Annotated in this window: 21 protein-coding genes; 10 read left to right on the top strand and 11 right to left on the bottom strand. The window is 71.0% G+C overall.

Annotation, left to right across the window (positions count from 1 at the left end; all coding sequences use genetic code 11):
- Positions 1-49: 49 nt before the first annotated feature.
- The 8 genes from ACFTZL_RS17915 to ACFTZL_RS17880 all read right to left on the bottom strand — a co-directional run bounded on the left by ACFTZL_RS17915 (position 50) and on the right by ACFTZL_RS17880 (position 7,192).
- Positions 50-1,510 (bottom strand): amino acid permease, encoded by a 1,461-nt coding sequence (locus ACFTZL_RS17915; RefSeq protein WP_382583244.1) that lies wholly within the window; start codon positions 1,508-1,510, stop codon positions 50-52.
- A gap of 356 nt (positions 1,511-1,866) precedes the next feature.
- Positions 1,867-3,495, bottom strand: coding sequence for a PucR family transcriptional regulator (locus ACFTZL_RS17910; RefSeq protein WP_382583241.1), 1,629 nt, complete (start codon positions 3,493-3,495; stop codon positions 1,867-1,869).
- 339 nt (positions 3,496-3,834) lie between these two features.
- Positions 3,835-4,131 carry a GYD domain-containing protein gene (locus ACFTZL_RS17905; protein WP_382583238.1) on the bottom strand — a complete coding sequence of 99 codons (297 nt, stop codon included), beginning with the start codon at positions 4,129-4,131 and terminating at the stop codon, positions 3,835-3,837.
- Between the two features lie 103 nt (positions 4,132-4,234).
- The gene (locus ACFTZL_RS17900; RefSeq protein ID WP_382583235.1) at positions 4,235-4,606 is read right to left on the bottom strand and encodes an amphi-Trp domain-containing protein; all 372 of its coding nucleotides are present in this window, start codon (positions 4,604-4,606) and stop codon (positions 4,235-4,237) included.
- A gap of 113 nt (positions 4,607-4,719) precedes the next feature.
- A complete protein-coding gene (locus ACFTZL_RS17895; protein WP_382583232.1) occupies positions 4,720-4,977 on the bottom strand; it encodes a nuclear transport factor 2 family protein in 258 nt (85 codons plus the stop codon).
- On the bottom strand, positions 4,964-5,590 hold the full coding sequence (locus ACFTZL_RS17890) for a hypothetical protein (protein WP_382583229.1): 627 nt from the start codon (positions 5,588-5,590) through the stop codon (positions 4,964-4,966). The genes ACFTZL_RS17895 and ACFTZL_RS17890 overlap by 14 nt, the downstream gene beginning before the upstream one ends.
- Before the next feature lie 177 nt (positions 5,591-5,767).
- Positions 5,768-6,370, bottom strand: coding sequence for a hypothetical protein (locus tag ACFTZL_RS17885; RefSeq protein ID WP_382583226.1), 603 nt, complete (start codon positions 6,368-6,370; stop codon positions 5,768-5,770).
- An 81-nt stretch (positions 6,371-6,451) separates the two neighbouring features.
- Complete coding sequence (locus tag ACFTZL_RS17880; protein ID WP_382583223.1) at positions 6,452-7,192, bottom strand: TetR/AcrR family transcriptional regulator; 741 nt, start codon at positions 7,190-7,192, stop codon at positions 6,452-6,454.
- Positions 7,193-7,299: 107 nt separating this feature from the next.
- On the opposite strand from ACFTZL_RS17880, the gene ACFTZL_RS17875 reads away from it, so the two are divergent.
- Together ACFTZL_RS17875 and ACFTZL_RS17870 are read left to right on the top strand one after the other, a co-directional pair.
- Complete coding sequence (locus ACFTZL_RS17875) at positions 7,300-9,060, top strand: CocE/NonD family hydrolase (protein ID WP_382583220.1); 1,761 nt, start codon at positions 7,300-7,302, stop codon at positions 9,058-9,060.
- A gap of 55 nt (positions 9,061-9,115) precedes the next feature.
- Positions 9,116-9,733: a LysE family translocator gene (locus tag ACFTZL_RS17870; RefSeq protein ID WP_382583217.1), complete on the top strand. Its 618-nt coding sequence runs from the start codon at positions 9,116-9,118 to the stop codon at positions 9,731-9,733.
- 17 nt (positions 9,734-9,750) lie between these two features.
- Here the strand turns inward: ACFTZL_RS17870 and ACFTZL_RS17865 are convergent, their stop codons facing one another.
- Positions 9,751-10,977 (bottom strand): M20 family metallopeptidase, encoded by a 1,227-nt coding sequence (locus tag ACFTZL_RS17865; protein WP_382583214.1) that lies wholly within the window; start codon positions 10,975-10,977, stop codon positions 9,751-9,753.
- Positions 10,978-11,237: 260 nt separating this feature from the next.
- Here ACFTZL_RS17865 and ACFTZL_RS17860 point away from each other — a divergent pair, with 260 nt between their 5' ends.
- Positions 11,238-12,149 carry an aminoglycoside phosphotransferase family protein gene (locus ACFTZL_RS17860; RefSeq protein WP_382583211.1) on the top strand — a complete coding sequence of 304 codons (912 nt, stop codon included), beginning with the start codon at positions 11,238-11,240 and terminating at the stop codon, positions 12,147-12,149.
- A gap of 49 nt (positions 12,150-12,198) precedes the next feature.
- On the opposite strand, the gene ACFTZL_RS17855 is transcribed toward ACFTZL_RS17860, so the two are convergent.
- Entirely contained in the window at positions 12,199-12,789 is a 591-nt protein-coding gene (locus ACFTZL_RS17855) for a DUF7010 family protein (protein WP_382583208.1), read from the bottom strand.
- A gap of 147 nt (positions 12,790-12,936) precedes the next feature.
- Between ACFTZL_RS17855 and ACFTZL_RS17850 the strand changes: the two genes are divergently transcribed.
- A complete protein-coding gene (locus ACFTZL_RS17850; RefSeq protein ID WP_382583205.1) occupies positions 12,937-13,635 on the top strand; it encodes a Crp/Fnr family transcriptional regulator in 699 nt (232 codons plus the stop codon).
- Between the two features lie 63 nt (positions 13,636-13,698).
- Here the strand turns inward: ACFTZL_RS17850 and ACFTZL_RS17845 are convergent, their stop codons facing one another.
- Positions 13,699-14,223, bottom strand: a complete 525-nt coding sequence (locus tag ACFTZL_RS17845; RefSeq protein WP_382583202.1) for a Pycsar system effector family protein — start codon at positions 14,221-14,223, stop codon at positions 13,699-13,701.
- A 329-nt stretch (positions 14,224-14,552) separates the two neighbouring features.
- On the opposite strand from ACFTZL_RS17845, the gene ACFTZL_RS17840 reads away from it, so the two are divergent.
- The 6 genes from ACFTZL_RS17840 to ACFTZL_RS17815 all read left to right on the top strand — a co-directional run bounded on the left by ACFTZL_RS17840 (position 14,553) and on the right by ACFTZL_RS17815 (position 21,900).
- Positions 14,553-15,311, top strand: coding sequence for a hypothetical protein (locus ACFTZL_RS17840; RefSeq protein ID WP_382583200.1), 759 nt, complete (start codon positions 14,553-14,555; stop codon positions 15,309-15,311).
- 18 nt (positions 15,312-15,329) lie between these two features.
- Complete coding sequence (locus tag ACFTZL_RS17835) at positions 15,330-17,441, top strand: hypothetical protein (protein ID WP_382583197.1); 2,112 nt, start codon at positions 15,330-15,332, stop codon at positions 17,439-17,441.
- 5 nt (positions 17,442-17,446) lie between these two features.
- On the top strand, positions 17,447-18,943 hold the full coding sequence (locus tag ACFTZL_RS17830; protein WP_382583194.1) for a hypothetical protein: 1,497 nt from the start codon (positions 17,447-17,449) through the stop codon (positions 18,941-18,943).
- On the top strand, positions 18,933-20,279 hold the full coding sequence (locus tag ACFTZL_RS17825) for a DUF4407 domain-containing protein (RefSeq protein WP_382583191.1): 1,347 nt from the start codon (positions 18,933-18,935) through the stop codon (positions 20,277-20,279). Before ACFTZL_RS17830 ends, ACFTZL_RS17825 begins: the two co-directional genes overlap by 11 nt.
- Positions 20,280-20,557: 278 nt before the next feature.
- Complete coding sequence (locus ACFTZL_RS17820) at positions 20,558-21,232, top strand: glycoside hydrolase family 11 protein (protein ID WP_382583188.1); 675 nt, start codon at positions 20,558-20,560, stop codon at positions 21,230-21,232.
- Between the two features lie 2 nt (positions 21,233-21,234).
- Positions 21,235-21,900, top strand: coding sequence for a polysaccharide deacetylase family protein (locus ACFTZL_RS17815; RefSeq protein WP_382583185.1), 666 nt, complete (start codon positions 21,235-21,237; stop codon positions 21,898-21,900).
- Positions 21,901-21,938 lie beyond the last annotated feature (38 nt).

Here is a 21,938-nt window from a genome sequence, read left to right as displayed (position 1 = left end):
CCGATCGTGGTCCGGGGCATTCGAGGAGCCCGACAAGGGCGCGCGGCTGCTACCGGAGCGCGCCCGTGTCCTTGGCGCTTTCCGGGCGCCGTCGCTCCCGGACCAGTGAGATCGCGATCACCAGAGCGGCCACGAGCAAGGAGAGCAGTACCTGGCTCCGTCCGCCGCCCTCCTTGTCGTCGGTGAGCATGTAGACGAGCACGAACGAGATCATCGCGATCGTCACCCACGTCAGATACGGGAACAGCCACATCCGGACGACGAGCTTCTCCGGGTTCTCGCGCAGGATGATCCCCCGCATCCGCAGCTGCGAGAAGCAGATGACCAGCCACACGAAGAGCGCGACCGCGCCGGAGGAGTTCAGCAGGAACTGGAACACCGTGTCCGGCCACAGGTAGTTGAAGGCGACCGCCACGAAGCCGAAGGCCACGGAGGCCAGGATCGCGGGCTGCGGGACACCTCGCGCGTTCGTCCGTACGAAGGACCGCGGGGCGTCGCCACGCTGCCCGAGGGAGAAGGCCATACGAGAGGCGGTGTAGAGGCCGGAGTTGAGACAGGACAGCACGGCGGTCAGCACGATGAAGTTCATGATCTCGCCGGCGTGCGGGATGCCGATCGAGTCCAGGGCCGCGACGTACGACCCCTTCTTCTCGATCGCGGGGTCGTTCCAGGGCAGCAGGGAGACCACGACGAGGATCGAGCCGAGGTAGAAGATGCCGACCCGCCAGATCACGCTCCGGGTGGCCTTCGCGACCGCCCGCCGCGCGTCCGGGGACTCGGCGGCGGCGAGGGTGACGATCTCGCTCCCCATGAAGGAGAAGACGACCAGCAGGATGCCGGTGAGGATCGTTCCGGAGCCGTTCGGCAGGAAGCCGCCGTGTTCGGTGAGGTTGCCGAAGCCCGTCGCGGCGTGGTCGGAGCCGGGCAGCACACCGAAGATCGCCAGGCCGCCGAGGATGATGAAGCCTCCGATGGCGACGACCTTGATGCCTGCGAACCAGAACTCGAACTCGCCGAAGGAACCGACCGAGATCAGGTTGGTGGCGGTGAGGACCACCATCACGATCAGCGCCCAGGCCCACTGCGGCACGGCCGGCACCCATCCTTCCAGGATCACGGCACCCGCCGTCGCCTCCACGGCGAGCACGACGACCCAGAAGAACCAGTACAGCCAGCCGATCGAGAACCCGGCCCAGCGGCCCAGCGCCCGGTCCGCGTAAGCGGAGAAGGAGCCGGAGGTCGGGTAGGCCGCGGCCATCTCGCCGAGCATCCGCATCACGAACACGACCAGGGCCGCGACCAGCGCGTACGACAGCAGGATGCCGGGCCCTGCGGCGGCGATACCGGAGGCGGAGCCCACGAACAGGCCGGCGCCGATCACACCACCGATGGCGATCATGGACAGATGGCGGTTCTTGAGACCGGCCTTCAGACCTGCCTGCTCCGGGGACTGACCGTCGGCAGGTGGGGCGGTGTCAGGGGCCGGAGCATCTGGGGGACGTGTGGTCATGTCGACATCCATCCGTTGAGTGGTTGGGAAGCCGTGTGGGGAGTGGCTGCCGTGGTTGCTGGGGCATCGCCTCGACGGCGGGGACGAGCAGGCCGGTATGGCAGGGGGAGGGCCATGGCCTCGAAGGTTCCGCGAGCGTTCAGGGTGCGGGGCGCGGTATCCGGATGCCGTGCAGGTGATGGGGTCGTCACCACACGTCCGCGCTGCGCTCCGCCTCCTCATGAGAGGCGGTCCGTTTCACTTGCGGGAGGAGATTTGCGCCAGCGTATGAGGAGTCATGGGGCGGCGGGCTTGTCCAGTACGACGAAGTAGTCGCCGATGGCTGTACGGCCCGACAATGCGGAAGGGAAGCGGGATCAGGAGCCGGGCGGCAGCCGCAACTGGAGCATGGCGAGCAGACGCTGGTCAGGACGGCTCAGGTCGAGACCGGTCAGCTCCTCGGCCCGGCGAAGGCGGTAGCGCAGCGTGTTGGGGTGCACATGCAGCTGGGCGGCGGCCGCCCGTACGTCACCGAAGGAATTCAGGTAGGTCAGCAACGTCTCCGCCAGGCGTCCCTGGTGCCGACTGTCGTGGGCGACAAGGGCGGTCAGCCGTGGATCCCGTATCTCGGGATGGCCGGAGAGCAGCGTCAGCACTTCACTGACCAGTACTTCCGACTGGATGTCCGGCAACGCGGCGACCGCGGTGCGTACGTCGGCTCCCAGCATGGCATCGAGGATGCGGTCGGCCTCCCGGCGCGACTCCGTGACGTCGCCGAGCGTGGACACCACGCAACCGACCGAGCCACGCAGCGGCAGGCCCAGGTGTCGGCGTACGGCGTCGGTGATCTCCTGACCCCAGCCGCGCAGCGTGTCTATGTCGATGCTGCGCGGCAACTGGGGCAGGAGCACGTAGATGCGGGGATCGACCTGCGTGACCAGCGCGCTGCGGTGCCGGGCGGCTATGTGCACGGAGACCAGGTTGGTGACTTCGGCATGGGTCAGCTCCGCTGCGGCGACGACCTCCGCGGTTCCGTACGAGAAGCCGAGGACGGCGGCCGGGCGGGTCGCGTCGAATCCCAGGTGGGTGGCCAGCGGCTGTGGCCCGGTGTTCCCCTCCAGCAGTCCGGCCAGCAGGGTTCGGGTGAACGTCAGGTTCTCCGAGAGCTCCCGGCGGCGGCGCACCAGATGGAGCGCGGCGACCCGGGCGGCACCCAGCAGTGCCTGACCTGAGCGTTCGGACAGCGGTGTCGAGCCCTCCTGCACCCAGATGGTCCCCAACTGCCGGTCCCCGGACCGGATGGCCACCGCGAGCCGACGGCGGATCCCCAGCTCGGGGTGACTGTCGATGCTGATCACCTCGTCGCTGGAGTGCAGGTGCTGGAACACACCCCACTCGCGCAGCTTCGCCAGGTACGCCTCCGGTCCCTGCCAGCCGAGGATGGAACGCCGCCGCAGGTCGTCGATCTCGTCGGAGTCGGTGGAGCGGGAGTACGCCAGCACCCGGTTGGCGGCGTCCTCGATGCTGACGATGCCGCTGGTGAGGATGGCGGTGGTCTGGGCGAGCGAGAACAGGTCGCTCTCCTCGGCTTCGCCGATGTGGCCCGGCGGCGCGTCGTCGAGGGCGGCGCGGGCCAACGCGTTCACCTGTTCCCAGCGTGCTTCGCCGCGCAACGAGAGCAGGGCGACCCCGGCCTCGGTGGCGGTCTCGCTGAGTGCCGCGGCCTGGCCGGGACCGTCCAGTTTGACCACGACGCCGGCGGCTCCGTCGCGCCCGGCGGCCCGCAGCGCGGGATAGGCGGCTCGGCCACGGGCACCGATGACGAGAACCAGCTCGCCCGGCTGGGTGGTCGGCGGCTCCTCGGGATCGAGCAGGGCCACGCCACGGATCTCGACGTCCAGTCCGGCGGGAGCGGCCTGCACCTCCACCAGCGAATCGCCCAGAGCCATCAGCAACTCGCGCAGGCTGATGCTCGCGGGAAGCGGAGTTATCTCGGCCGGATCCATGATCGTCGCCTTTACTGGGAGCCACGCCGGAGCCCTGATGTTATCTGTCCGGCGACGAGCACCTCCCTGGAGCATGTGCGGACCGCGGCGCGTACGACGGCACGAGGTCTTTCGAGCTGGAGTATGAGCAGGCGGCTCGTAGGGCTCGGTCGTTCTTGCCCTACCAGCCCGCTGCTCGACGGCCCTGGTGTCGTTGCTCTGTCTGATCGACGATGTGCAGTGGCTCGACCGGCATCCAGGTGCCGGCTTCCTGGCCGTCGGCAGCGCGAGACGGCACCCACTGATCGAGGCACCGGACCGATCATGGTCCGGGGCCTTTGTCGCTGAGTCTGACGTGCCTCAGCCGGCGGCCTTGGCGATGATGCGGTCCATTTCCTCTTGGCCAAAGGCCCGCAGGGTCGTGGTACGGACGTTGCCCACTCCGCCGAGTTGGAGGAGAGCCGCGGTGGCGGTTTCGTCGTCGGGCGCTTCGACAACGGCCACCAGGTCGTACAGTCCGACGGTCCAGTAGATGTTCAGGAGCTTCGCCCCGAGCTTCTGTACCCCCGAAGCGAAGGCGTCGGCACGCTTCGCGGTGTCCTTGTAGTTCCGGATCCCTTGATCGGTCCAGTTCAGCAACGTGACATACGTCGGCATGATCTTTTCACCTTCGTGAGGGAACACATCGCGACGCCAATCCTGGGCACAAACGCCGAAACCCGCACGATGTGCGCACCCGAGCGAGTAATGCCGGTGCGGCTCAGGGCTTCTTCGTGGCCGACCGCTGTGTGTTCTTGTTCTTGTTCTTGGTCGTGCTCGTCGTGCTGGTCCGAGCGGCCTTGGTGGGTGGCTTCTTTCGCTTCGGGGTTGCGGCTGTGGTCTTCCGCGAGGGCTGGGGCCGGGTCGGGGTGGTCGGCCAGGTGAGTTCGATTTCCAGCTCGATCTCCCCGTTGTCGATCTCGACCTCTATTTCGCTGCGGAGATCGTCGGGGATGCGCAGGCTCAGCGTTCCGGGGCTGAGTTCCAGCTCGGCATCGCCGCCTTCTCTCAGGGCGGCTGCGAGTGCCGTGAGCTGGTCGGCCGCCTCCAGGCGTGTCAGCGAGCGCTTCTGCTCAAACTTGAGATCTGCCATGCGGGTCTCCGATCCGGCACAAAAGGCTGGACAAGGCCCATTCTGGTGCCATGTGCGGGATGGGACATCCTGGTGGCCGGGCGAAGCGCGCGAACGGCCTGTGACCTGGGCAGTTACTCGGTGACTCGGTCGGCGTGGCGATGGGTCACCCTCCACTCACCGTCCTCGCGGCGGTACACCTGGGTGGCGCGCAGCGTGTAGGTGCGTGGCTCTCCGTCGACGGAGGCGGAGGCGTGTTCGAGGCCGACCGTGTAGGCCATGTCTCCCGAGACGTCGTACGCCCGCAGTTCGAACACGTACGACGTGCAGTCGGAGAAGCTCTTTCCGAGGGTGGTGCCTTCATCATGCGCCTGTTGATCAGGGGCGCCCACTCGGCGGCATGAGCGCCGTGTGCCGCGCGTCGGGCATGTTCTCGGGGGCGCGGCGGCGCTTCCAGTACGCGACGGTCAGTGCGGCCAGCAGCGGGCCCCAGAGAATCAGGGGCGCGTAGCAGGCGTAGAACCAGGCGGTCCCCCAGCCGCCTGCCTCGCCGGGGGAGTCGGCGGGCAGGGCGTCGCCGCGGATCGTGGTGCCCAGGATCTGGGTGACGAGGCTCAGGGCGGTACCGAGCGTGAGGATCGTGGCGCCGGTGGCTGACGTGATGACCGTTGCCCTTGTCGGCACCCGTCGGCCTCCGAGGAGAGGTATCCAGTGCGGGAACACCTCGCCCCAACGGGCGATCAGCCCGATCGCCGTGAACGCGAGGGCTTCGGAGAGGACCGACAGGAAGACGATGTACGCCTGCTCGCCGGGGCCGATTCCGTCGTCGAGTACGGCCGGCAGGCGCCAGATGCTGGAGGGCAGGACGGTCAACGGTACGGCGTAGGCGAGTAGTTGTATCTGTCGAGACACTCCGGCGGTGGGCTTGTGGGCCGCCTGCCATGCGGTGCGGAGTCGCCCGGGGCGGGTCGCTGTCGGGGTCTCGGCGTGCGGGAGCGGCTGCATACGCGGTCCTCGGTCGGGTGGGCTGGTGGCCGGTCGGGTTCCGTCACGAGCGTCGCAGTCGCGGGGGCCACCGAGGATCGACCCGTGGGGCCAACTCGGCTCCGCCGTGCGGGGGATGGAGCGTGCGCCCAGAGGGTGGGTGGCGGCGGAGTGTCGGACCTGCCCTGAGGCCGCCCTCTAGAGGGTTCCGCCGGGGTTCCTCAGCCTCCGGGGCCTTGGGGGCCTTCGCCTGGTCACGCTCGGCGCATCGGGCTTCTTGAAGCATGCCGTGATGCGAGCCCGCAGGGCTTCGACCGTCTCCTGTCGGGCGGCGACCACGTCATCGGCCAACGCACCGGCCAGCGGGCCGATATCGCAGAAGGTGCTGCTGATGACGCGGGCGAGCACTCCGCCCAGGCTGGCGTCCCGCACTCCGCATGCGACCAGTTGCCTGTACGCGTAGCCGATCTCGCTGTCATCGGCCCGGGCGACTTCAGCCTGCAGGGCGGGTGCGACCTCCTGCGGCGGGGTGACCAGGTCCTTTTCTATGCACACCTTCCACACGCCGGAGCGGAGACAGATGGCCAGCTTCTTGCAGTGCTGGGCGAGCGAAGCGACGTCGAGCGGGTCTCCCAGCCCTTCCGTCCAGCCAATGCCGTCTCGCAGAACGGCAAGCGCGTCCCCGAGTGCCCGCACGTTCTCAGCAGGAGGCGGCGCTTCGCTCTGCACCTTCCGGGCGGCGACCAACAGGCCGGCGGCGAGCTTGTCGATGTTCACGGGCTTGCCACCCGAAGTGGTCATGCTGTGGGCCCCTCCCCCTACGCCGACCATCCGGCGTGCTTCTCATAGTGGTGGGGAGGGTGGTTGATCGCCAGAGGGCGTTCAGTCCGTGCCGAGGCCGTCGATCAGGCGGTTGAGGAAGCGGGTGAAGGTGGCTTCGGGGGTCAGGGGGCGGGTGGGGGCCGCGAGGGCTTCGGCGAGTTCCGGGTGGTGGCCGTCCGCGGCGACGGTCGCGAGGTAGCGGGCCTCGGCCGCCGCCCGGTCGGGGGAGCCGGCGGCTGCCGCCTGGGTGAGTTCGTGGGTGACGTGTCCGGCGACGAAGGCCGTGAGCTGGGCGAAGACCTCCAGCTTGGCCGCCCCGTCCAGGCCCGTGGGGCGCAGGGCGGTGAGGGCGTGTTCCAGGAAGGCCAGGGTGTTGGGGCCGAGGCTGCGGCGGGTGGACAGGGCGGTGGGCAGCCAGGGGTGGCGCAGCATGTTGGCGCGCTGGAGGTGGGCGATGCTCTTCAGGTCGGTGCGCCAGTCGCCGGTGAGAGCGGCCGATGCGGGGAGTTCGCCGCTGACGTGGTCGACCATCAGCTCCAGCAGGGTGTCCTTGTCGGGGGCGTAGCTGTAGAGCGACATGACACCGGCGCCGACCTGTGCGGCGACCCGTCGCATGGTGACCGCTTCGAGGCCTTCCGCGTCCGCCAGGGCCACTGCGGCCGTCGTGATGGCTTCTCGGCTGAAGGCAGGCCTGCGGCCCCTGCGGGCCCGGGGCTGGGACTGGGACTGGGGCTGCTGGTGGGTCAGCCACAGCTCTTGCGGGTCGCGGCCCGTGGTGCCGGACCCGTCCTCACGCGTCACGGTTTCGTACTCCTGTTCGCCGAGGGCTCGCCGAGGCCACTGTCGTCGTCATCCAAGCATCCTCTATTCTCGTACAACGTACGGAAAATCGAGGAGGGGAACCGACCATGGCCTCACGCACCCACGACCCCGCGGCTCAGCCGGCCCGGACGCCGTCCGCCCGGAAGCCGCCGCTGTCCTCGCGGATGATGAGGGCGATCTGGCGCGGGCTTCCGGACAAGCGGTACGACGTCGGGTGGGAGCCGGGGGTGGAGGTGCCGGCCGCCGATGGCAGTCCGCTGGTCACGGACCACTACTTCCCCCGTACGGACACGGACGGCGATTTCCCCACCCTTCTGGTCCGCTCGCCGTACGGCAGGGGTCTGCCCTGGTCCCCGCAGTACGGCATCCTCTTCGCCGAGCAGGGCTTCCATGTGATCCTGCAGAGCTGCCGCGGCACCGGCGGCTCGGGCGGTGCGTTCGATCTGTGGCGCAACGAGGCCGCCGACGGCCGGGCCACCGTGGCGTGGCTGCGCGAACAGCCCTGGTTCAACGGGACGCTGGGGACCATCGGCCCCAGCTACCTGGGGTACGTGCAGTGGGCCCTCGCCCTGGACCCGCCGCCGGAGCTGAAGGCGATGGTGGTGCAGGTCGGTCTGCACGACCCGTACGCCCTGTTCTACGCGGACGGTGCCCTGCGGCTGGAGAACGCCCTGCTCGTCGGACTCGGCATGACGTACCAGCACCAGGGGATCATGCCCGTCGCCAAGGCGACGCTGCGGCTGCAGCGCCGTATGCGCGACATCGTCACGGCGCGGCCGCTGCGCGGGGCGTACACGTCCGCTCTCGGGGACGTGCCGTGGCTGGACGACGTGATGACGCACCCGGACGCCGACGCCCCGTACTGGGACGGCGCGTCCCTGGCGCGGGCGGCCGAGGGGCTGAGCGTCCCCACGAGTCTGGTCTCCGGTTGGCACGACGCCCTGGCCGACCAGACTTTCGAGCAGTACGCCCGGCTGCGTGAGGCCGGATGCGACACGGCCCTGCTGGTCGGCCCCTGGACTCACACCTCCGCCATGCAGCAGGGCTGGCCCGAGGTCTTCGCCGACAGCCTCGCCTGGCTGCGTGCGCACCTGTGCGGCGATCCCTCCGGGCTGCGTCCCACGCGTGTGCGCGTGCACGTCGGCGGCGAGGACGTATGGCGGGACCTCGACGACTGGCCGTCCCTCACCTCCCCCGTCGCCCCCTCCCTCTCCTCCCCCGTCGCCCCCTCCCACTCCTCCCCCGTCACCACCTCATGGGTTCCCGCGGCGGGCGGGGGTCTCGAGCGGCGAGCTCCTACGGCTCCCACCGACGGTGCGGGGTCCGCGCAACTGGCGTCCCTGCGCTACGACCCGGCCGACCCCACGCCGTCCCTCGGCGGTCCGCTGCTGTCCCGGACGGCCGGTGCCCGTGACAACAGTGCTCTGGAGGGGCGGGAGGACGTTCTGACGTTCACCAGCCCGCCGCTGGCCGAGGCCGTGGACGTCCTCGGTCCGGTCTCCGCCCGGCTGAGTGTCTCCACGGACACCGGGTACGCCGATGTCTTCAGCCGCCTGTGCGACGTCGACGCGCAGGGCCGCTCCACCAACGTCTGTGACGGGCTGGCACAGGTGGCGACGGTGGGGGAAGAGCCCTCGGAGGTCACCGTGCCGATGAGCTCCACCGCCTACCGGTTCCCGGCCGGGCACCGGATGCGCTGGCAGATCAGTGGGGGTGCGCATCCGCGGTACGCCCGCAATCCGGGGACCGGCAAGTCCGCGGTGGACGCCGTCGACTTCACCGCGATACGCATCACGCTGCACGACGGCTCCGCGCTGGTGCTTCCCGACGGGTCCCGGGCCGTGTGAACGCCCGGGCAGCACCCGGACCGGCCGTTCGCATGCGAGTGCGAGGATGGGGGCCATGTTCGTACAGCTGCTCGCGGCGGTCGGTGTGCTTGCCGTCCTGACGATGGTTCCCGGGCCGGACATGGCGGTCGTGACGAAGCGGGCGGTGGCCCGCGGCTGGCGGGACGGTCTGCGGACGGTCGGCGGTATCACGGCCGGACTGCTCGTCTGGGGCGTGCTCACGGTGGTCGGGCTGGCGGCCGTCCTGGCGGCGTCCGCCACGGCCTACACCGTCGTCAAGCTGGTCGGGGCCGCGTATCTCGTCGCCCTCGGGGTCCAGTCGCTGCTCGGCAGTCGGAAGAAGCGGGCGCGTGAACAAGGGGGAGCGGCCGCGCCGGCTGGGAATCCTTGGCGGACGGGGTTGGTGAGCAACGTCTTCAACCCCAAGATCGCCGTCTTCTACACCGGCCTGCTGCCGACGCTCGCGCCCACCGGTCTGTCTCCCCACGCCGGCATGGCACTTCTGGTTCTGCTGCACGCGGGGCTCACCGTCGTCTGGCTCAGTGGCTATGTGGCGCTGCTGTCCAAGGCCCGTGCCTTCTTCGAACGGCCCGCCGTGCGCCGGGCGATGGACCGGGTGACCGGAGTCGTCCTGATCGGCTTCGGCGTCAAGGTCGCGGGGACGCGGCCCTGACGGTCGGGGGCCGGGCCTCAACGGGCCCGCTCCGCCAGCCACCCCGCCATCGCCCGTACGCCGATGCCGATGGCCCGCTCGTCCGGGGCGAAGTCGGGGAAGTGGGGGTAGCCGGTGGTGATGGGGGTGCCCGGGGTGCGGACGCCGAGGAAGGTGTAGGTGCCGGGGATACGGTCCAGGTAGAGGGCGTAGTCCTCGCCGCTGAAGGGCGGGAACGCGGCATGGAGTGTGGTGACCGGGTCGCGGCCCGGTCGGCGGCGCAGATGATGGGCCAGGGCGCGGGCGTCCGGTTCCGGGCAGATCAGGGCGGGGAACGGCTCGGTGGGGAAGCGGACTTCGGCCCCCGGGTAGCGCCCGGCCAGTCGGTGGATGTTCTCGCGTACCTCCAGGTACCGCTCCTGCGGCCAACAGCGGTAGGACACGCTCACCTTGGCCTCCTGCGCCGAGGCCCGGAGTGACACGAAGCGGGCCAGCGGGCCGTCGGGGGTCTGGGCGTCGGTGACCATCCGCTCGATGTCCGCGGGTGTCTGCGGGGGCGTCACCGTGGCGAGCGCGCCGATCTCGGCGGCCAGTCGCCGCGCGGCGTCGGGTGCGTCCGGGCCCTGGAGGGTCACCTCCGCCTTGTCCTGGCCCGGCATCCCGTAGCCCGGGGTCACGGCGAACCGGCCTACGGGGAAGGGCCCGCAGTGCAGCGCGTGGATCTCCTCGACGCGGGTGCGCTCCAGCACGCCCGCCTCGATCATGGCGCGGGCTCCGGAGAGGCTCTCCTCGGCGGGCTGGAAGAGGAACACCACCGTGCCGCTCAGGTGCCGGCGCAGCCGGGCCAGGACCTTCGCGACGCCGAGGGCCACCGTCGTGTGGAGGTCGTGCCCGCAGAGGTGGGCCGCGGCCGGGCCGCCCCCGATGATGTCCTTGGGCGGCACCGCGTCCATGTCCGCCCGGTACGCGACCGTCCGGCCGGGACGCCCGCCGCGCAGGACGCCGACCACGCCGTGACCGCCCACTCCGGTGGTGACGGCCAGCCCGGCCGCTCGCAGCTCCCGGGCGACCACGGCGGCGGTACGACGCTCCTCCCCCGGCAGTTCGGGATGCCGGTGGATGTCCCGCCTGAGCCGGATCAACCCCTCCTCCAGGCGCGCCACCTCGGCGTCCACCGGTCCTTGCCCCAACGGTCCGCCGCGCCCACCGGCGGCGGCCGTCCCCGCGGTACCCCACACCGTTCCCGCGCCGGCTGCCGCCGCCATGCCGGCCAGCAGCGTACGTCGCGCGAGTGCGTTCTTCGTAGGACGCTTCACTGTTCCCGTTCCCCCTGCGTGATCGTGTACGGAAGGGTCGCCCGGCGAGCGGGAGACGTGTCCGTACACGATCACCGCAAGCGCATGCCGTCGCCCATCCGGCGAGCCACCGCATGCGGGTGGGGAACACCCCCCGTCCCCGGCCTTTTCTTTTCGGTGCGCGGGGAATTCCGTTGCCCGGCCCCGGGGCCCATGGGCACCATTCCGGCATGACCACCTCTCCCCACGCCGACGGCCGAGCCGGGATCGACGCCGCCTTGGTGAGGCGGCTGATCGCCTCGCAGTTCCCGCGGTGGAGCCGGCTGAGCGTGGTGCCGGTCGAGGTCGACGGCTGGGACAACCGGACCTACCGGCTCGGCGAGACCATGACCGTGCGGCTGCCCACCGATGCGGCCTACGTCCCCGCGATCGCCAAGGAAGACCGCTGGCTTCCGGTGCTCGCGCCGTCGTTGCCCGTCCCCGTTCCGCCGATCGTGGGGCGGGGAGAGCCCGGGGAGGGCTATCCCTTCGACTGGTCGATCCGCGGCTGGCTGGACGGTGATCTGGCCCGCCCCGAACGTATCGGCGACATGCCGCGCTTCGCGGAGTCGGTGGCCGGGTTCGTGCGCGCGCTGCAGGGCATCGACGCCACGGGCGGCCCACCGGCGGGAGCGCACAGCTTCCATCGGGGAGCGCCACCGGCCCAATATGACGGCGAGACCCGCAGGGCGCTGGCAGCGCTCGCGGGACGCATCGACACCGACCGGGCGGCCGAGGTGTGGGACGCGGCGACGCAGGCGACCTGGCGGGGCTCGCCGGTCTGGTTCCACGGAGACATCGCCGCCAACAACCTGCTGGTCAAGGGCGGCGAGTTGACCGCCGTCATCGACTTCGGCACCTCCGGCGTCGGCGACCCGGCCTGTGACCTGGTGATCGCCTGGACGATGTTCTCCGGCGACAGCCGCGAGGCGTTCCGCCGTGCCGTGGGCCAGGACGACCCGGCCTGGGCCCGGGCCCGCGGGTGGGCGCTGTGGAAGGCTCTGATCTGCCTGGCGCGGGACGTCGACACCGACCCCGGTCAGGCCGCCGTCCATCGCCGTGTCATCGACGAAGTCCTGGCCGATCACGACCGTTTGACCTGAGCGGCCCGAGCGGCCCGAGCCTCCTGACCGCCTGAGCCGCCCGTCGAGCTCAGCCTCGTACGGCCACGTGGTACGCCGAGGCCCACAGCACCACCGCGCTGCCCAGACCGACCGCTGTCCGCACCGTCTCGCTCGTGAGGCCGGCCGCGACGAGGACGAACCCGACGACCGCGACGGCGGTCAGCAGCACCGCCGTCCACCGGTACTGCCACTGGTCGTACAGGCGGGCGAGCGGGAAGAAGTGCAGTCCCACGACGAGGGCGATGCCGGCCGGGACGACCTCCGGACGGCCCGAGGCGTTGGAGGCGGCGATGACGGCGAAGACGGCCAGCAGCTCGATGGTGTTGACGATGCCGACGCCGCGCGCCCAGTTCGCCGGCAGGTTCACCGTCCGGGGCGAGGGCGCGGCGTCCTTGCGGTAGGCCAGGTAGAGCGCCACCGCCGTGACCAGCACGGCCGCCACCTCGATGCCCAGCGGGGCGATATCCGTCGCCGAACCGGTCCCGGAGGCCGCCGCGACGGCCCACACCAGGGCGAACACGGAGAGCACGACGGTGCCGCGGCGCCGCAGGGCACGGGTGAGCGCGAGACACTCGGCGTCCGTGGCGGACGAGGCCGGGGACGTGGGCGTGGACGTCATTCGCGGAGAATACGTCGGCCGTCGCTTCTTCTCGACGGCTTCGGCTCAACTCGATCCGCATCGGGAATACCCGCGAGTACGCCACCTACCGGCAACGACAGCGGGCAGGATTCAAGTCGAGTGACCGACCGGCCGGGGGAGCCTGCCATGCCGTACAGCTCCGCGGAGTGGCCCGCGCGCAGTCTGCTGGGGGCGGTGCCGCCGGAAGCGCGCGGTGAGTTGCTCGAGCTGGGCGTGCCGGCGCGGTTCGAGGCCGGGAAGGTGCTGCTGAGCGAGGGCGCCCGGGACCGGCATGTGCTGGTGCTGCTGTCCGGCTTCGCCAAGGTGACGGCACGGGTCGAGAACGGCGAGGAGTCGCTGCTCGCGGTCCGGGTCGGCGGGGACAGTGTCGGTGAGATGGCCGCGTTCGACGGCGCCCCGCGCTCGGCCACCGTGACGGCGTGCGGTCCGCTCACGGCCCGACTGGTGCAACCCGCCCCGCTGCACGCCCTGTTGTTACGCCGTCCGGAGGTGCATCTGGCGCTGACCGGGATCATCGCCCAACGGCTGCGCTGGGCCAACCGCAGGCGTCTCGACTTCAAGGGCTACCCGGCGAAGGTACGGCTGGCCCGGCTCCTGGTGGAACTCGCCACCTCCTACGGCCGTCCCGTCGAGGGCGGCATGGTGCTCGGCTGCCGGCTGACCCAGCCCGAGCTGGCCGCGCTCACCGGGGCCGCCGAGACCACCGTCCACAAGGGGCTGGCGGAGCTGCGCCGGGACGGGCTGCTGGAGACGGGGTACGGATCCACCGTCATCCGCGACCTGGAACGGCTCAGGGAGATCGGGGACCTCGCTCCCGAGGACTGACCGGACCTCACTCCGAAGTCTGACCGGACCCCGCTCCGAAGAGTGACCACCGGGCCGCGCACGTCAGTTCAGCACCGGCCGCAGGACGACCAGCAGGCCCGCGCTCACCCCCATCACCGCCGTACACCCCACCGCCGCCGTCACGCACCGGTACTTGCGCACCGCCACCTGGGACAGGAACCGGATCGTCTGGGACAACTCCTCGCGCTCCCGGTCCGGGTCGCCGTCGCCGGAGTCGCGGGCGGGCAGGATGTCGGGGCCCGAGGCGAGGTGGACGAAGCTGTAGCGGTTGGCGCCGGCGGGGCGCAGCACCCGGGGGCGCAGGGTGGCGGCCAGGAAGCCCGCGCCGCCGAACATCGCGCAGAGGAACAGGGCGAGCAGGATGGCGGCGAGTATGCCCGCCGGGCCGCCCGTGGACGCGGAGCGCAGGGCCGGAGGGGACCAGTAGCCGGCCGTGCCGACGAGGGCGGCCTGGGCCGCGGCGAGGATCCCGGCCTTGGTGTCGGCGTGCTGGTGGGTGGTCTGCAGGGCGGTGAACATGAACTGCGCGGGACGGCTGTCGGGGCGGGCACCGGTGGACGACGGCATGCTGCTCCTTCTGGGGCCGGTGGGCTGTTCCATGCCTCCAGTACGCCCCGGAACCGGCCACGGAACCTGGGATTTCTGCGGGATTGCGGACGTCGACCGGCCACCGTCCGCACCGACTTCCCGAACTCGTCCGTAACGTGCGGCTCCCGCTGTATGTTTCCGCACCTTTCCGCATCCCGTATTTCGACGGGGTTCGCGGCGGACGGCGCATGTAGGACTGGCCTACCGGCGTCCGCGCGAGGGGGGAGCGGACGCCGGTGTCCGCCGGAGTGCGCCCCCAGATCCGATCCCGGGGTGCGGCTCCACTTCAGTGAGCGGGGAGTTCAGGCATGGGAACGTTTGGTCGCAGACTGCTGCTGGCGGTCGACGCGAAGGGATACGGCGGCGTCGACGTGGTGACGCAGCGCGAGTGGCAGGAGGCGATCCGGCGGCTGCTCGAGGAGGCGGCCGGCGAGGCCGGGCTCGACTGGGAGCAGTGGGCGACGCAGGTCGGCGGGGACTCGGTGTTCGCGGTCCTGCCGAAGGGGGCGTCGGAGCCGGACCTCGTGGATCCGTTCATGCGCCAGCTGGAGGCCGGTCTGCGCACCTTCAACCGCAACCGGCGCGACGAGGCCTGGCTGCGGCTGCGGGCGGCCGTGCACTTCGGCACCGCCTCGCCCGCGGCCAACGGCTTCGAGGGCCGCGCCCCGGTCGAGATCGGCCGGATGCTGGACAGCAGGGTGCTGAAGGCGGCGCTCGCCTCGGCGCCGGCCGCGCAGCTCGCGCTGGCGGTCTCCGCGACCGTCTTCAACGACGTGATCGGCGAGGCGTACACGACGATCCAGCCGCGGGAGTTCCGTGAGGTGCGCATCGCGGAGAAGGAGTACGCGGGGCGGGCGTGGATCCGGGTCCCGGGATACGACGTGACGGACCTGGACCTCGGGGAGACCGAACAGCCCGGCGCAGGAGGGAGCGCGGGAGGCGCAGGGGGCGCGACAGCTACCGACGCGCGCCCCCTGAACGCCCCAACTGCTCCTGGCGACACGGTAGTTCAGGTCATAACCGGAACCGTCCATGCCCAGGGTGCCGTCTTCGGGATCTCCAAGTGACCTGAGTGACGGCCGAGGATGAACGAGGAACACGAGGAACACAGCGAGCAGCGCGCCCAGGACGCACCAGAGGCGCACCACGCGGACGATCCGCAGCCCCAGAACCAGACCCAGCAGGAGGACCCGCCCGAGAAGGCTGCCCCACAGGCCCCTGCCGCCCCTGCCACCTCTTCGGAGCAGGTCCACCACAACAACGTCAACCAGTACTTCTACGGCGAACTCGACGCCTCCGGCGCCCAGTTCGGCATCGGCACCGCATCCGACAACGCCCGGCGCCGCGCCGTGGGCCGTCTGGACGCGGGCGAGGCGGACGCGATCCTCGCGCCCTACGTCAAGCCCGCCTGCTTCGAGCAGGCCGTGCTCGCCCTCGAACAGGACGGGGTCGTGGTCCTGGTCGCGCCTCCGGGAACGGGCAAGCGGTCCGGGGCCGTGGCGCTCGTCGACGCCCTCGCGGAGGGGTCGGAGTACGTCGTGCTCTCCCCCGGCCGCAGCCTGGACGACCTGGCGAGCGGGAAGGTCGCCTTCGAGAAGGGCGTCGGCTACGTCCTGCTCGACCGGATGAGCGAGGACAGCTCCCAGACGGCGGACTTCGACTGGCGGCGGGTGCGCGACACCGTCCGCGAGCATGACGCCCACCTGGTCGTCACCACCGTGCGCCCGGTCGAGAGCGGTGTCGTCGAGTCCGTACGGCACGTGCCCTGGCAGCTCCCGGACCTCACCGCCGTACTGCGCGTGCGGCTGGTGCGGGCCGGGTGTGCGCAGGACGCCGTGGAGCGGGCCGTGTCGCTGATGCCCGGCGGATGCCGGATCGCGGAGGTCGCGGTGGCCGCCGAGCGGATCGCGGGCGGCACGGCGGCGAACGAGGTCTGGCAGGACTACGGCAGCAGCGCGGCGCAACCCGTGCGCGAGTGGTTCGAGCGGGACCGTGCGCCGCAGGAGTGGGCCGAGGTCACCACGCTGTCCTTCGTCAACGGCGCCGGCTACCGCGACTTCGAGACCTGCCAGGAGCGGCTGGAGGGCTGGGTGGCCCCGGCGTTCCCGGAGCCCGTCACCGAGGAGGAGCAGGCCGAGGCGGCCCGGCGTGCCGTCGACCGCCGGCTGTCGCTGTCCCGCAACGACCTGGTCGCCGCGGAGCAGCGGAAGAACGGCGCGCTCACCCGTACCGCGCTGGTCTTCCCCCACCCCCAGTACCGGCAGTGGGCGCTGGAGGAGCTGTGGACCAAGCGCTCCACGCCGTACTGGAACGGCGTACGGGACTGGCTCACCGAACTCGTCGCCGCCCAGCCGGGGCTCGGGCTCCAGCTCTCCGTCGCGCAGGGGCTCGCGCTGCTCACCCGGCCCGCCTTCGACGAGGTCGCCGACAACTACCTGCACCCCTGGGCGGGCGGCGCGGCCGGTCCCGCCGGGCAGTCGACGGCCGTGCTGGTGCTGCAGTGCATGTGCCTGGACGAGAGCCTCGCCGCCACCGCGCTGGGCGTGGCCCGCGGCTGGGCCCGCTCCTACGACCCGGTGCTGCGGTCGACCGCGGCGGCGGCGTTCAGCGGGGCGCTCGGCGTGCGCTTCCCCACGGACGCGGTCACCAACCTGCTGCGGATGGTCCGCAGCGGCGTCCGGTCCGTGGACGCGGCGATCGCGCTGGCCGGTCTGGTCGCGGTGCTCGCGGAGTGCGGCCAGGACACGGGCGCGGTGTTCCGGCCGCTCGCGTACCGGCTGCGGGCCCAGCGCGAGACGCTGACCGGGCACCCCAAGGAGAACATCCTCGGTGCCACGCTGACCGTCCTGCGGGCCCGTGACGCACGGACCGGGCGGCTGGTGTGCGCGTCGCTGATGGAGCGGGACGACCGGCAGACCGCCACCATCGGCGAGCTGTGGGCGGGCGTGCTGGACAACCTGCCGCGCCGGGGCCGGGCCCTGGCGGCCCTGAACGCCACCCTGCGCGAGCTGCCGGCCGTGTCGGAACGGCCCGAGCAGGTGGCCGAACGGTTCGGCAGGGCTCTGACCGAGGTCCTGCCACCGGACGACGGTCCGCCGCTGGCCTCGGCCCTGCGGCGGGTCGCCGCCCGCGCCGACGAGGCGGCCGTCGCCCTCGTCGAGATCTTCCTTACCGCCGTACTGAGCACGGAGGACTGACAGCCATGGCTGAGAAATACCCGCTCGTCGAGCAGCGGGAGTACGGGCGGCCGGACCGGCGCGGCGGCATCTGGCGGAAGCGGGTGACGCGCGGCGACGACGAGCTGCCCAGGGTCGCCGCCCACCATGTGCGGGTGTTCCGGGTCGGCGAGGAGTACGTCGAGGACCACGGCCAGCTCCGCCCCGACGACCCGGTGGTGACCGGGGCCAGCTCGGTCACGGTCGTGGACCGGCGGATCGAGGTGCCCGTCGTCGTGGAGACACGGATCCCGTCGTCCGAGGCGGGCGACTTCACCGTACGGGCCTGCTTCTACTGCACGGTCACCGACCCGAGCGCGGTCGTGCGCGACGGCGTCACCGACGTGGAGGCGCTGCTGCTCGCCCGTCTGCGCGAGGTGCCGGGGCTCACCGAGGACGGCAGCGACCTGCCCGTCGTCGACACGGCCGCCGTACGCGCCCGGATCGATGCCCGGCTCACCGCGTACCACGAGATGCGGCCGTCCCTCGTGTCGGGGATCCGGGCCCGGCACGGGACGATCGAGGTCCTGACGCCCGAGGAGATGTCGGCGCACGTCGAGGAGATGGAGCGGGCCCGCCGGGATCGCACGCGCCGGCGCCACCAGGAGGAGATGGAGCAGCAGGCGGCTCTGGACCGGGCGCTGCGCGAGGCCGAACTGGAGCTGAAGCACGAGGAGATCCGCAACCTCCAGGCGATGCGCAAGGAGCGCAACCGGCAGGAGGAGGAGATCTTGCGCACGGGCTACGAGCGCGGCGCCGGTGCCGAGCAGCAGGACTACGAGCTGGAGATCGAGCGCCGGCGCAACCGTTTCACCCGGGCCGAGATCGAGGACGACATCAAGCTGATCGGCGCCGACCCGGTCGCCGCCGACTATCTCGCCTGGCGCAACGGCGACATCAGCGCCGACGAGCTGTCCAAGCGGCTGCACGCGGCCGAGGACCGCTGGGACTCGCGCAAGGACGACCGCCTCCGGCTCGACCGCGACCACGAGATGACGCGCCGCGGCCTGGACCGGGACGATCTGCGCTGGCAGGTCGAACGCGAGGACCGGCGCCAGGAGCTGGCCCGCGGTGAGGAGCGGGATCAGACCGCGGCCCAGCGTCACGAGGCCGCCCGGCGCTGGGACCTGGAGCACGAGGACCGGCTGCGGCAGCGCCACGAGAAGCGCGAGGACTCCAAGGAACTCCACCGGGAACAGCACGAGTTGGCGAAGCAGCAGCTCAATGTCCGGGCCACGCTGGGAAAACAGGCCATCGACCGGGGCCTGTTCGACAGCACCATGTACGACGCGGGTGCCTTCATCAACAGCGTCGGCGACGTCCCGCACAACCCGGACCCGTCACAGGGGGAGCTGAAGGGCGGCGCGAAGGGCGAGCTGCGCCGGGCGCCCGGGCGGACCGCCGAAGCCCCGCCCGCTCCGGCCGACGGCGACGACGCCGACGACTTCGACCCGGCGAACCAGGAGGGGAGCCTTGGCAACTGACACCCCGCTCCGCCCGGCCGACAGCGCGGCCTTCGACGAGAACCGGAGCCAGTCGCGCCCGGCGCCGCCCGCCTCCGGCTGGACACCCCGGCTGCGCCGGCTGATCGGCATCGACGAACCGCTGCTGGACTGGGTGCCGGAGGAGCGTGCCCGCTACACGTGGTACGGCGCGCTCGTCGTCAACACGGCCCTGCTGGGCGCGATCTCCATGGTCCTGGCGCTCTCCAGCTTCCGCTCCGACCTGCCCCTCGGGGCGGTCATCGGCGTCGCCGTCGTCTGGTTCTGGGTCATCCTCGCCCTGGACAGCTGGCTGGTCTCCAGCACCCACGGCACGACGGTCCGCAAGTGGACGCTGCTGGTGCGCTTCTTCCTCTCGGTGCTGCTCGGCCTGTTCATCGCCGAGCCGATCCTCTTCCAGATCTTCGACAAGGAGATCCGCCAGTCGATAGCCGTCGGCAACGAGCAGAAGGTCGCCGACTACCGGGGCATGCTCGTCTCCTGCAATCCCACCGACGGCGCCGCCACCACCGACCGCCGCGAGTGCGCCCGCTATCAGCTCAAGGTGGCGGGCTCCCCCGCCGAACTGGCCCGCCAGATCAAGAGCAACGGCGACCGCGCCAAGACCCTGAGCACCCAGGTCGCCGCCATCAACAAGACCCTCAGCGCCAGGCAGTCCACCGAACAGCGCCTGTGCGGCCCGAAGTACTGGATCTGGCGGGGCGGCGTCCGGGACGTCACCATCACCTGCGAGCGGGCCCGCGAGGCGACCTCGGAGTACGAGAAGAACAGCAAGGTCAAGACGTACGAGAAGCAGCTTGAGGGTCTGGTCGCCCAGGGCCAGAAGCTCGCCGCCCGGAAGGACGGGGCGGCCGACGACTACCAGCCGCTGCTCCAGAAGGCCGTCGACGACAAGACCCGGCAGCGGGCCGCCGATCTGGACACCGACGGCATCCTCACCCGGGCGGCCGGCCTCAAGGAGGTCGCCGAGTCGGACGGCTTCGCCCTCTTCCTGACGATCGTGCTGCATCTGCTGCTGCTCTGCCTGGACGCCATGCCCGTCCTGGCCAAGGTCCTCAGCGGCGCCACGACCTACGACACCCTCCTCGGTGCCCGCCACCGGGCGAGCCGCAAGCTGTACGCCGAGGAACTCGAGGTCCAGCACACCTGCGCCCGCATGGAACACGACGTCCAGCGCCACCGGGTGGAGTGGGACACGAACGACCGCATGCGCCGCCTGGAGCAGGAACACGAGCGGGCCCAGGCCGAGCGGGCCGCTGAGCAACGGGCGGAGCTGGAGGCGAGGATGGGGCGGATCATGCGGGCCCGAGGGGTGTGAGGGGCTGAGGGCCGCTTGATCCGGAAACGGTTCGAAAGATTCGAGTAGCGGAATCCACTAATCCGGCTGGGATGCCACCTCTCCCCTCACCACACCTGAACCATCCCAGCCCCAACCGGCCACCGAACAGCGGAAATGCACCACCGCCCCGCCGCACGGGCCGACGAACCTTTCGCAACAAGCACCGAAACTATTGACAGTTGACAGGGCCAGGCCAACACTCCCGGGTGACAGAGCACCCCCGTCCACCCCACGAGGACGATGGAGGAAGCACACCCATGAGCAACGCACTCAGCCGCTTACGGCTGCTCATCAGCAGCACCTGCACGATGCTGCTGGTCGCCCTGGCCGTCCTGGCCCTGCCGGGCACCGCCCACGCCGACACGGTCGTCACCAGGAACCAGACCGGCACCCACAACGGCTACTACTACTCGTTCTGGACCGACAGCCAGGGCACGGTCTCCATGAACCTGTCCGCCGGCGGCAGCTACAGCACCTCATGGCGGAACACCGGGAACTTCGTCGCCGGCAAGGGCTGGGCCACCGGCGCCCGCCGCAGCGTGACCTACTCCGGCACCTTCAACCCGTCCGGCAACTCCTATCTGACCCTCTACGGCTGGACGGCGAACCCGCTCATCGAGTACTACATCGTCGACAACTGGGGCACGTACCGGCCCACGGGAACGTACAAGGGCACCGTCACCAGCGACGGCGGCACGTACGACATCTACAAGACCACGCGCTACAACGCCCCGTCCGTCGAGGGCACGAAGACCTTCGACCAGTACTGGAGCGTGCGGCAGTCGAAGCGGACGGGCGGCACGATCACCGCGGGCAACCACTTCGACGCCTGGGCCCGGGCCGGGATGCCCCTGGGCAACTTCAAGTACTACATGATCATGGCGACCGAGGGTTATCAGAGCAGCGGCAGCTCCAGCATCACGGTGCGCTGACGATGGCAGCCACAGCGCGCGTCGCGCTGCTCACCGCCCTCCTGACGGCAGCGGCTGCGTTGACCACCAGTGCCCCGGCGCAGGCCGCCGCCTGCAACGGATACGTCGGCCTCACCTTCGACGACGGTCCCTCCGGCAACACGACAAGACTGCTCAACGCGCTCCGGCAGAACGGTCTGCGGGCCACCATGTTCAACCAGGGCCAGTACGCGGCCGCCAACCCGTCCCTGGTCCGGGCCCAGGTGGCCGCCGGTATGTGGGTCGGCAACCACAGCTACACCCACCCGCACCTGACCCGGCTCAGCCAGGCGCAGATCGACTCGGAGATCTCCCGGACCCAGCAGGCCGTCGCGGGCGCGGGAGGCGGCACCCCGAAACTGTTCCGCCCGCCGTACGGCGAGACCAACGCGACGGTGAAGTCGGTCGCGGCCCGGCACGGCCTGACCGAGATCATCTGGCAGGTGGACTCACAGGACTGGAACGGCGCGAGCACCGACGCGATCGTCCAGGCCGCCGGCCGCCTCACCAACGGCCAGGTCATCCTCATGCACGACTGGCCCGCCAACACCCTCGCGGCCGTCCCCCGCATCGCCCAGGGCCTGACGGCCCGCGGCCTGTGCGCGGGAATGATCTCCCCACAGACGGGACGCGCCGTGGCACCCGGCTGAGGGCCCTTCCTTCAGGAACGGCGCGACGGCGAGCAAGG

Source organism: Streptomyces sp. NPDC056948 (assembly GCF_042674225.1).
Classification (GTDB): Bacteria; Actinomycetota; Actinomycetes; order Streptomycetales; family Streptomycetaceae; genus Streptomyces; species Streptomyces purpurascens.
This window is presented reverse-complemented; position numbering and strand designations above follow the sequence as displayed.

What these genes read in the sequence shown, in the direction of transcription:
- ACFTZL_RS17835 (WP_382583197.1), top strand. Translation starts at nt 15,330, where the DNA reads ATGAACGAGGAACACGAGGAACACAGCGAGCAGCGCGCCCAGGACGCA.
- ACFTZL_RS17900 (WP_382583235.1), bottom strand. Translation starts at nt 4,606, where the DNA reads ATGGCAGATCTCAAGTTTGAGCAGAAGCGCTCGCTGACACGCCTGGAG.
- ACFTZL_RS17890 (WP_382583229.1), bottom strand. Translation starts at nt 5,590, where the DNA reads ATGCAGCCGCTCCCGCACGCCGAGACCCCGACAGCGACCCGCCCCGGG.
- ACFTZL_RS17830 (WP_382583194.1), top strand. Translation starts at nt 17,447, where the DNA reads ATGGCTGAGAAATACCCGCTCGTCGAGCAGCGGGAGTACGGGCGGCCG.
- ACFTZL_RS17860 (WP_382583211.1), top strand. Translation starts at nt 11,238, where the DNA reads ATGACCACCTCTCCCCACGCCGACGGCCGAGCCGGGATCGACGCCGCC.
- ACFTZL_RS17905 (WP_382583238.1), bottom strand. Translation starts at nt 4,131, where the DNA reads ATGCCGACGTATGTCACGTTGCTGAACTGGACCGATCAAGGGATCCGG.
- ACFTZL_RS17840 (WP_382583200.1), top strand. Translation starts at nt 14,553, where the DNA reads ATGGGAACGTTTGGTCGCAGACTGCTGCTGGCGGTCGACGCGAAGGGA.
- ACFTZL_RS17855 (WP_382583208.1), bottom strand. Translation starts at nt 12,789, where the DNA reads ATGACGTCCACGCCCACGTCCCCGGCCTCGTCCGCCACGGACGCCGAG.
- ACFTZL_RS17870 (WP_382583217.1), top strand. Translation starts at nt 9,116, where the DNA reads ATGTTCGTACAGCTGCTCGCGGCGGTCGGTGTGCTTGCCGTCCTGACG.
- ACFTZL_RS17820 (WP_382583188.1), top strand. Translation starts at nt 20,558, where the DNA reads ATGAGCAACGCACTCAGCCGCTTACGGCTGCTCATCAGCAGCACCTGC.
- ACFTZL_RS17850 (WP_382583205.1), top strand. Translation starts at nt 12,937, where the DNA reads ATGCCGTACAGCTCCGCGGAGTGGCCCGCGCGCAGTCTGCTGGGGGCG.
- ACFTZL_RS17875 (WP_382583220.1), top strand. Translation starts at nt 7,300, where the DNA reads ATGGCCTCACGCACCCACGACCCCGCGGCTCAGCCGGCCCGGACGCCG.
- ACFTZL_RS17845 (WP_382583202.1), bottom strand. Translation starts at nt 14,223, where the DNA reads ATGCCGTCGTCCACCGGTGCCCGCCCCGACAGCCGTCCCGCGCAGTTC.
- ACFTZL_RS17865 (WP_382583214.1), bottom strand. Translation starts at nt 10,977, where the DNA reads ATGGCGGCGGCAGCCGGCGCGGGAACGGTGTGGGGTACCGCGGGGACG.
- ACFTZL_RS17910 (WP_382583241.1), bottom strand. Translation starts at nt 3,495, where the DNA reads ATGGATCCGGCCGAGATAACTCCGCTTCCCGCGAGCATCAGCCTGCGC.
- ACFTZL_RS17915 (WP_382583244.1), bottom strand. Translation starts at nt 1,510, where the DNA reads ATGACCACACGTCCCCCAGATGCTCCGGCCCCTGACACCGCCCCACCT.
- ACFTZL_RS17815 (WP_382583185.1), top strand. Translation starts at nt 21,235, where the DNA reads ATGGCAGCCACAGCGCGCGTCGCGCTGCTCACCGCCCTCCTGACGGCA.
- ACFTZL_RS17885 (WP_382583226.1), bottom strand. Translation starts at nt 6,370, where the DNA reads ATGACCACTTCGGGTGGCAAGCCCGTGAACATCGACAAGCTCGCCGCC.